8 protein-coding genes are annotated in these 7,556 nt (G+C 34.8%); 7 read left to right on the top strand and 1 reads right to left on the bottom strand.

Going from position 1 to position 7,556, the window contains the following annotated elements:
- On the top strand, positions 1-229 hold a 229-nt coding region (locus SGJ10_00165), incomplete at its 5' end, for a hypothetical protein (GenBank protein ID MDZ4756535.1).
- A gap of 462 nt (positions 230-691) precedes the next feature.
- Here the strand turns inward: SGJ10_00165 and SGJ10_00160 are convergent.
- On the bottom strand, positions 692-1,528 hold the full coding sequence (locus tag SGJ10_00160) for a hypothetical protein (protein ID MDZ4756534.1): 837 nt from the start codon (positions 1,526-1,528) through the stop codon (positions 692-694).
- Between the two features lie 172 nt (positions 1,529-1,700).
- Between SGJ10_00160 and SGJ10_00155 the strand changes: the two genes are divergently transcribed.
- Genes SGJ10_00155 through SGJ10_00130 form a run of 6 tightly spaced genes read left to right on the top strand, consistent with a single transcriptional unit; the run spans position 1,701 to position 7,247 of the window.
- Entirely contained in the window at positions 1,701-2,681 is a 981-nt protein-coding gene (locus SGJ10_00155; protein ID MDZ4756533.1) for a YitT family protein, read from the top strand.
- A 58-nt stretch (positions 2,682-2,739) separates the two neighbouring features.
- On the top strand, positions 2,740-4,302 hold the full coding sequence (locus SGJ10_00150) for a serine hydrolase (protein MDZ4756532.1): 1,563 nt from the start codon (positions 2,740-2,742) through the stop codon (positions 4,300-4,302).
- Between the two features lie 40 nt (positions 4,303-4,342).
- Positions 4,343-4,690, top strand: coding sequence for a hypothetical protein (locus tag SGJ10_00145; protein MDZ4756531.1), 348 nt, complete (start codon positions 4,343-4,345; stop codon positions 4,688-4,690).
- Between the two features lie 58 nt (positions 4,691-4,748).
- A complete protein-coding gene (locus tag SGJ10_00140; protein ID MDZ4756530.1) occupies positions 4,749-5,249 on the top strand; it encodes a hypothetical protein in 501 nt (166 codons plus the stop codon).
- Positions 5,250-5,261: 12 nt separating this feature from the next.
- Complete coding sequence (locus SGJ10_00135; GenBank protein MDZ4756529.1) at positions 5,262-5,960, top strand: SOS response-associated peptidase; 699 nt, start codon at positions 5,262-5,264, stop codon at positions 5,958-5,960.
- Between the two features lie 12 nt (positions 5,961-5,972).
- Positions 5,973-7,247 carry an MFS transporter gene (locus SGJ10_00130; GenBank protein MDZ4756528.1) on the top strand — a complete coding sequence of 425 codons (1,275 nt, stop codon included), beginning with the start codon at positions 5,973-5,975 and terminating at the stop codon, positions 7,245-7,247.
- Positions 7,248-7,556: the final 309 nt, after the last annotated feature.

Below are 7,556 nucleotides of genomic sequence, written 5' to 3'. Positions count from 1 at the left end.
TGTGATGTTGAGGAACGAAGCATCTGCCCAAAAAGAAGGGCAAGCCCTTATTGACTCTTTGCTTGTGCAATTGCCCAAAGCAAAGGAAGATACCAATAAAGTGAAAATGCTGAATGGTATAAGTTTTAATTATTATTCCATCAACCCCAGAGGGTATAAGATATGGCAAGCTTGCACTGGCACTTTCAGAACGAATGAACTGGGAACACTGGATTGCCGAATCGAATGAAAATTTATTTATCTAAATTTGCAAAACAAAAAGTTGCATTTAAGACTTGAATTCAGCTTGTTATTTAAAGGCACTTCCACTGTTTGAAAAATTGGCTAACAAAGCTGGGCTTGCAGGATTATTGGGGCATATAGGCGTGCTGTATATTGAGCAGCAAAATTATCCTAAGGCATTAGCCTATAATTTAGAAGCTTTATAGATGGATGAAGAATTGAAAAATGAAACTGTATTGCAGCAGACTATGTAAATATTGGAAATGTATATCGTGAACAAAAGGATGAAACTAAAGCATTGGAATATTATTTTAAGGCATTGATTATTTTTTCTCATTTTACTTTCAGCATTGCTATATAATCGTTTTCGAATCAAGCAAAAATCAAACAGAGAATAATACTAAGAAACAGACAAATAATTATCTCCCCAATTTTTAAATTTTATTTCGCCGCGGCAAATAACGTGTAACTATTTATAATACAAAATCACACGTTCTGAAATCTTAGTAGGTCTATCATTTTCAAACACACTTCTCTTAATCCAATTTCCTGTGGCATCCTCTTCGTAGCGTGTATTCTCCTTTACTTCTACAACTCCTGTGGCACTATAGTTTACTTGTTCCGTTTTTCGGTTTTTGTCGTCGTATTTATATACTTCTTTTAGGCTTAGTTTTCCATCCGCTGCAAAACTATTATATTCAATCATGTTGCTTTTGGTATCATACTTATAGGTCTGCTTTTTTTCTGTAATGCCCTCGGGTTTTTGTTTAAGTTTTTCTATTATATTATTTTCCAAATCATATTTCAATTTTAACTTATACTTTAACTTATTTTCCGAATTATACTCTGCCTGTTCTATTATATTTGTTTTGGCATCATACATATATTTTAGGGTATAGGACAAAGTATTATCGCCTTTATAAAAATTAGATTCAGTCCTGTTTTCTTTTGTATCGTAAGTATGGATTTCCTTCGATTTAATTTCACCTTCGGTATTAAATTTAATCATCTCTATAAGGTGACCTTGCTCATTATATTTATAAGTCGTTCTGGTACGCACGCTGCTATCTGCATTGCAATAATTCAGCTCTGCAATATTTCCATTTTCGTCATATTTATAAGTTTCGGTATTGAGTACGCTGCCCTTTTCAGGATTGCCGTTTTTGAGTACTCCTACATATACTGTTTGGGTAAGGGTCTTTACTTTACCGTTTATGTTTTCTGATATGAGGGTGCTTTTTGATTGAGCGTTAACGGCTATTGATGATATGCAGTACACTGCGAGTAAAATGTATATTTTTTTCATGAGGTATTTTTTAATCGGACAAATATAAAGTAGCTAGTATAAAGTAGCAAGGATAAATTAGCAATTAGTTAGTTGGATGCAGGTCCGCCTTTTTAGCATAGAGATAAGTAAACAAGGCTTTACTTTTTATGCCCAAGTTTACTTAGCTTTGCGTGACAAGAATTTCATTGTTATGGACTCATTTTGGAAAAAGCTCATTATTAGGACAACGCTTAAGGAGAAGAAGCGAAAGAAGACTACTGATGGTAAAATTCAATACTCAAGATACGAAATAGCGAAGGGACATAAAGAATTTAAAATTATTATTGTTAGAAATGCAAAAGATTTATTATTAATTACGCTTGGAATTCTGTCGGCATCCTTCGGCTTTAAAGGATTTTTATTGACAAACCATTTTATTGATGGCGGAGCAACAGGTATATCATTGCTCATCTCCGCATTGACGGATATACCACTTTATGCACTGCTTATCGTAATCAATATCCCGTTTGTAATTTTAGGCTATAATATTATAGGAAAGGCATTTACTATTAAAACGGCTATTGCAATATCAGGATTGGCCTTGTGCGTGGCAACAGTTGATTTTCCCGATGTAACCAAAGACAATTTATTGGTTGCTGTATTTGGTGGTTTCTTTCTGGGTGCGGGTATTGGACTTTCTATAAGAGGCGGAGCAGTGATTGATGGAACCGAAGTACTAGCTATTTTTTTAAGTCGTAAAATAGGAACTACCATTGGCGATATTATCATCATGATTAATATTGTAATTTTTTCTGCGGCTGCTTATTTTCTTACGGTGGAACTAGCTCTGTATTCACTAATCACTTATTTGGCGGCATCCAAAACTTTAGATTTTATTGTAGAAGGAATAGAAGAATATATTGGTGTTACTATTATATCACCGCACAGTTCCAAAATAAGACAAATGATTATAGACAAGATGGGGCGTGGGGTAACCGTATATAATGGAAAAGGAGGTTATGGTAAAAAAGGAGAATCGCAAGATATTGACATTATATATACTGTTATTACAAGGCTGGAACTGAATAAGCTTAATACAGAGATTAAGAAAATAGATCCAAATGCTTTTGTGGTGATGAGTAGCGTGAAGGACACCAAAGGAGGTATGATAAAGAAACGACCTTTACATTGATTTTTGATAAACTTAGGATGGCACTTTTTTTTTCATTTTTCCTCCCTACTTTTGCCCCATGAAGAGACCTAATAACTGTATCATACTTTCACTTCTATTTTTACTTATAGGCATTTTACCTTTATGTGCACAGCCGCTTACCAATGCAGAGGTGGATGAATTGGTGGAAAAAACTTTGAAGACATTTGACGTGCCAGGCATATCAGTGGGTATTATAAAAGATGGTAAAATTATACATGCAAAAGGCTATGGGGTGAGGTCGCTCAATACTGGACAAAAAGTAGATGAGAATACCTTGTTCGGTATTGCATCAAATAGTAAGGCATATACTGCCGCTGCCCTTGCAATGTTGGTTGATGAGAAAAGAATAAAATGGGATGATAAGGTAACCGATTATATACCCGAATTTAAAATGTATAATCCTTATGTAACGGAAGAATTTACGATAAGAGATTTGCTTACGCACCGCAGTGGTCTTGGCCTTGGTGCGGGTGACCTGATGATGTGGCCCGATTCTAATATTGCAACAAAGGCCGATATTATACATGGTTTACAATATCTAAAACCAGTTTCAAGTTATAGAACAAAGTATGATTATAATAATAATTTATATATAATAGCAGGTGAAGTGGTTGCTCGAGTTTCGAATATGAGTTGGGAAAATTTTATTGAACAACGAATCATGAAACCACTTGGTATGACATCAAGTGCCGCATCATTAAGCCGACTTAAAAATAAAAACAATCTAGCTGCACCACACTGTTTTGTTGACGGTAAATTACAACAAATTACTTTAGGTTGGAGTGAAACAGCAAATGCCGCAGGAGGTATTTGTAGTAATATAACTGACCTAAGTAAATGGGTGATGATGCAATTGAACAATGGTAAATATGGTGAAAACCACCAACTATTTAGTGATGCGGCTCAACAAGAAATGTGGGCTTGCCAAACTATATTATCCGTGCCAAAAGTAACCCCTTATAATACACATTTTTCGTGCTATGGTTTGGGATGGGGAATTAGTGATGTGAGAGGATTTAAACAAGTATCGCATACGGGTGGACTTGCTGGTATTGTAACACAAGTAACTTTAATTCCTGAACTTAATTTGGGTATTATAGTACTCACCAATCAGCAAGTGGGTGCTGCATTCACCGCTATTACTAATAATATTAAAGATGGATATTTGGGTATGCCGAAAAAAGATAGAATAACAGAATATCATGATAGGGTGGTGAAAAGAGAAGCCGAGGCAAAACATATAGTAGATAGTATATGGATGAAGATAATGCAGGAAGCAATGAAAGCTCCAGGTATAGAAAGATTAAAACCTACTGGGGTATACAATGATTTATGGTTTGGAGATATTATCATAAGCGAACAAAATGGCAAGCTGCATTTTGAATCAAAAAAATCTCCCCGACTTACTGGTGAATTATATTATTATAATAGCAGTACTTTTGTGGTGAAATGGAATGACCGCAGCCTCGATGCTGATGCGTTTGTAGTATTTAGTTTTGATAAAACAGGCAAAGCTATTGGGATGAGAATGGAAGCTATTTCTCCTTCCACTGATTTTAGTTTTGATTTTCAGGATTTGGAATTTAAGAGGAAGGAGTAAGGAGTAAGGGGTAAGGGGCTGACGCCTGATAAATAATACAATGAAAGAAAAAAGAAACATACGAGACGAGGAAAAGAATTTAATTGTGTATTTATTATATACATTAGAGTTAAGCATTACCGACTATCCCATCAATGAATATGTGGAAGAATATGGAGAGCCAGGGATGGGAAGTATAGGAATGGCTGCTAATGAGGCTAGCGAGTACGATGGTGATTTGGCACAAGCAGAATATATAGACAGTGATAATACCCCCGTGATTATTACACTCACAAAAGACAAGAATAATCGATTGCTCGATTTAGATTTTTGGAAATTGGATTTCTCTAAATTAATTACTTATCCAAAACCCGAAAATATTATTCTCAAGAATATATCAAACACATAACACTACAAAACTAAACCAACCTCTTTTGATATATATATATTATATAATTGCATTTTGCTTGCTGACTACTTTCTATTCATGTGCTACTGTAAAACTAGCTGGCAGACAAGATAAAGACCTAGTATTGAACAGTGATAATTTTATGACGCTAAATGGGATATATGCTAACAATAGCAATGATACAAGCAAAACATTTTGGAGTAATTTTGACTCAGCCACAATATATAAATACAATCAATATACTGTAAGCATTACCCCCAACGACTTGAACACGCTTAAAATAAAACTAAATTACGAAGATTCCGTAGTGAGCGTAAACATGCTTGGTGGTCATTATAAAAAAGGATATTTTGTGGTTGAACGAGAATGGACTACCGATTTTATAGCGGGGCCGCTCTTATGGTTTCTCAATAATAATTTACGCTATATAGGGATTACAAAAAAAAATGATTTGGTGATTCTTGATTCGGGGGGCAAACTACTCGTATTTTTAATGATGGTACCCATCACCTCAAAAAAAATACAATATGAAAGTGAATTTAAGAGAATAAAAAAATAAACTATTATATGAATGTGTTATCATAATACCTTGTCAAAAATTGCTTTGGAGGTTGAACAAAGATATAAGGCTAAATTTGTGACACCTGAACTTTTCCAGCCAGTTTACCATCAAAGTGCATTCCTTTTCGGTAGTTGGCCTGTCATTACTTCAGAATTTAAAGATATTATACAATTATTCCGTTGGGGATTGATACCCCAGTGGACAAAGGATATAGAAAATGCAGAAAAAGTAAAGGCTTTCAATTTGAATGCACGTAGCGAAACTGCATTTGAAAAACCTTCTTTTGCAGCATCTATAAAATATAGTCGCTGCTTAATTCCTTCAACTGGTTTTTTTGAATGGAAGCATGAAGGAAAAGAAAAAAATCCATATTATATATACTTGAAAGATCAAACTATTTTTTCGATGGCGGGAATTTGGGCCAGTTGGGTTCACAAAGAAAAGGGACATTTATATCATACTTTTTCAATATTAACCACAGGGGCTAATGAACTAGTGGGCGAAATTCATAATACAAAAAAAAGAATGCCTGTAATTCTTCGTCCCGATAAAGAAAAGGAATGGCTGAGTTACAATGCAGATAAAGGATTCATTCAAGAAATGCTCCTACCCTATCCCAGTGAAAAAATGGCTGCTCATCCTATAAGCAAGTTAATTACTTCCAAAACGCAAAACAACAATGTACCTGAAGTGTTGTTTCCTTTATAGTAATAAATATTGATGAAAAAATTACAAAAAACTACAAAAGAAAAATTTACAAAATACGAAGTATTTATGATAGCTATTTTGGCCATCACGCAGTTTACTATTATTCTCGACTTCATGGTGATGTCGCCTATGGGAGCTATCATGATGCCTGCATTAAAAATTGACCCAAGCAAATTTGGCAATGTAGTATCAGCCTATGCATTTAGTGCGGGAATATCGGCCATCCTCACAGCAGGTTTTGCGGACAAATTTGATAGAAAAAAACTATTATTGTTTTTTTATACCGGCTTTATAATTGGTACTTTTTTATGCGGCATTGCGACCGATTATGATTTTCTGCTGATAGCAAGAATTGTGACAGGAATATTTGGTGGTGTAATAGGAAGTATAGGCATGGCCATCCTTGCAGATATATTTGCTCCCCATCTACGTTCAAAAGTGATGGGCTTTGTGCAGATGGCTTTTGCAAGCAGCCAAATATTGGGTATTCCTATTGGATTAAAGATGGCCAAAGACTTGGGATGGAATTCTCCATTCTTGATGATAGTAGGTTTGAGTATTATAATATTCGTTATTATCATAATTTATATGAAACCTGTTAAAGAGCATTTAAAAATACAATCAGATAAGAATGCTTTTGTACACATGTATCATACACTTACAAAACCTTTCTATTTGCAAGCATTTCTCTCTACAATTTTACTTGCCACTGGCGGATATATGCTGATGCCATTTGGTTCTGCATTTAGTGTAAACAATCTAAAATTGTCTGTTGATGATTTACCTTCTTTATATTTATTTACAGGTATTAGTGCGTTAATAGCAGGTCCACTCATAGGTAAGTTCAGCGAAAAAGTAGGAAAATATAGAATGTTTGTGATGGGCTCATTCTTAAGTATGATCACTATAATCATATATGCAAATTTAGGCCCCTCAATATTTTCAATTATATTATTATTAAATTGTATATTAATGATTTCTATCACCGCACGTATTGTAACCTCATCTACTATTATGACATCGGTGCCGCTCATGTCTGACCGTGGTGCATTTATGAGTACTAATTCCGCTATTCAAATGTTGGCTGGTGGTATTGCGGCAAAAGTAGGCGGTATGATAGTATCAGAAAATGCAGACCATAGTTTGGTGAACTATGATACACTTTGTTATGTAGTAAGTTGTACTATTATCATCACCGCTATTATGATGTATTTTATTGACAAGAAAATAAAAGTGGTGAATGTAGAAAGAGCTACGGCAAAAAAAGTGGAAAAAGTGAATAGCTAAAAGTTATTATATTATTATTGATGGAGGCAGGTGCGAACACCCTACTCCACAAGCCTGCACTGTCGGATTTTATAGCAATTGCCTATCTGCACTTTGTTGGTTAGCAATTATAAGAAAACATTTATACCGAAACTCAATATATTATAGTCCAAATGAAAGGGACTAAGCCCCCTCATCCCGATAATTATCGGGATTAAGCGGGGCTTTCGAGATGTAGTTCGGCATTAATACCGAAACTCAATATATAATAGTCCAAAAGAAAGGGACTAATCCCGAATGCTTTCGGGATGTAGTTCGGCATTACCATTC

This window comes from Bacteroidota bacterium, from assembly GCA_034439655.1.
Taxonomy (GTDB): Bacteria; Bacteroidota; Bacteroidia; order UKL13-3; family UKL13-3; genus CANJUD01.
This window is presented reverse-complemented; position numbering and strand designations above follow the sequence as displayed.

Excerpts from the sequence above, each read along its gene's own strand:
- SGJ10_00150 (MDZ4756532.1), top strand. The coding sequence starts at position 2,740 with ATGAAGAGACCTAATAACTGTATCATACTTTCACTTCTATTTTTACTT.
- SGJ10_00155 (MDZ4756533.1), top strand. The coding sequence starts at position 1,701 with ATGGACTCATTTTGGAAAAAGCTCATTATTAGGACAACGCTTAAGGAG.
- SGJ10_00145 (MDZ4756531.1), top strand. The coding sequence starts at position 4,343 with ATGAAAGAAAAAAGAAACATACGAGACGAGGAAAAGAATTTAATTGTG.
- SGJ10_00135 (MDZ4756529.1), top strand. The coding sequence starts at position 5,262 with ATGTGTTATCATAATACCTTGTCAAAAATTGCTTTGGAGGTTGAACAA.
- SGJ10_00160 (MDZ4756534.1), bottom strand. The coding sequence starts at position 1,528 with ATGAAAAAAATATACATTTTACTCGCAGTGTACTGCATATCATCAATA.
- SGJ10_00130 (MDZ4756528.1), top strand. The coding sequence starts at position 5,973 with ATGAAAAAATTACAAAAAACTACAAAAGAAAAATTTACAAAATACGAA.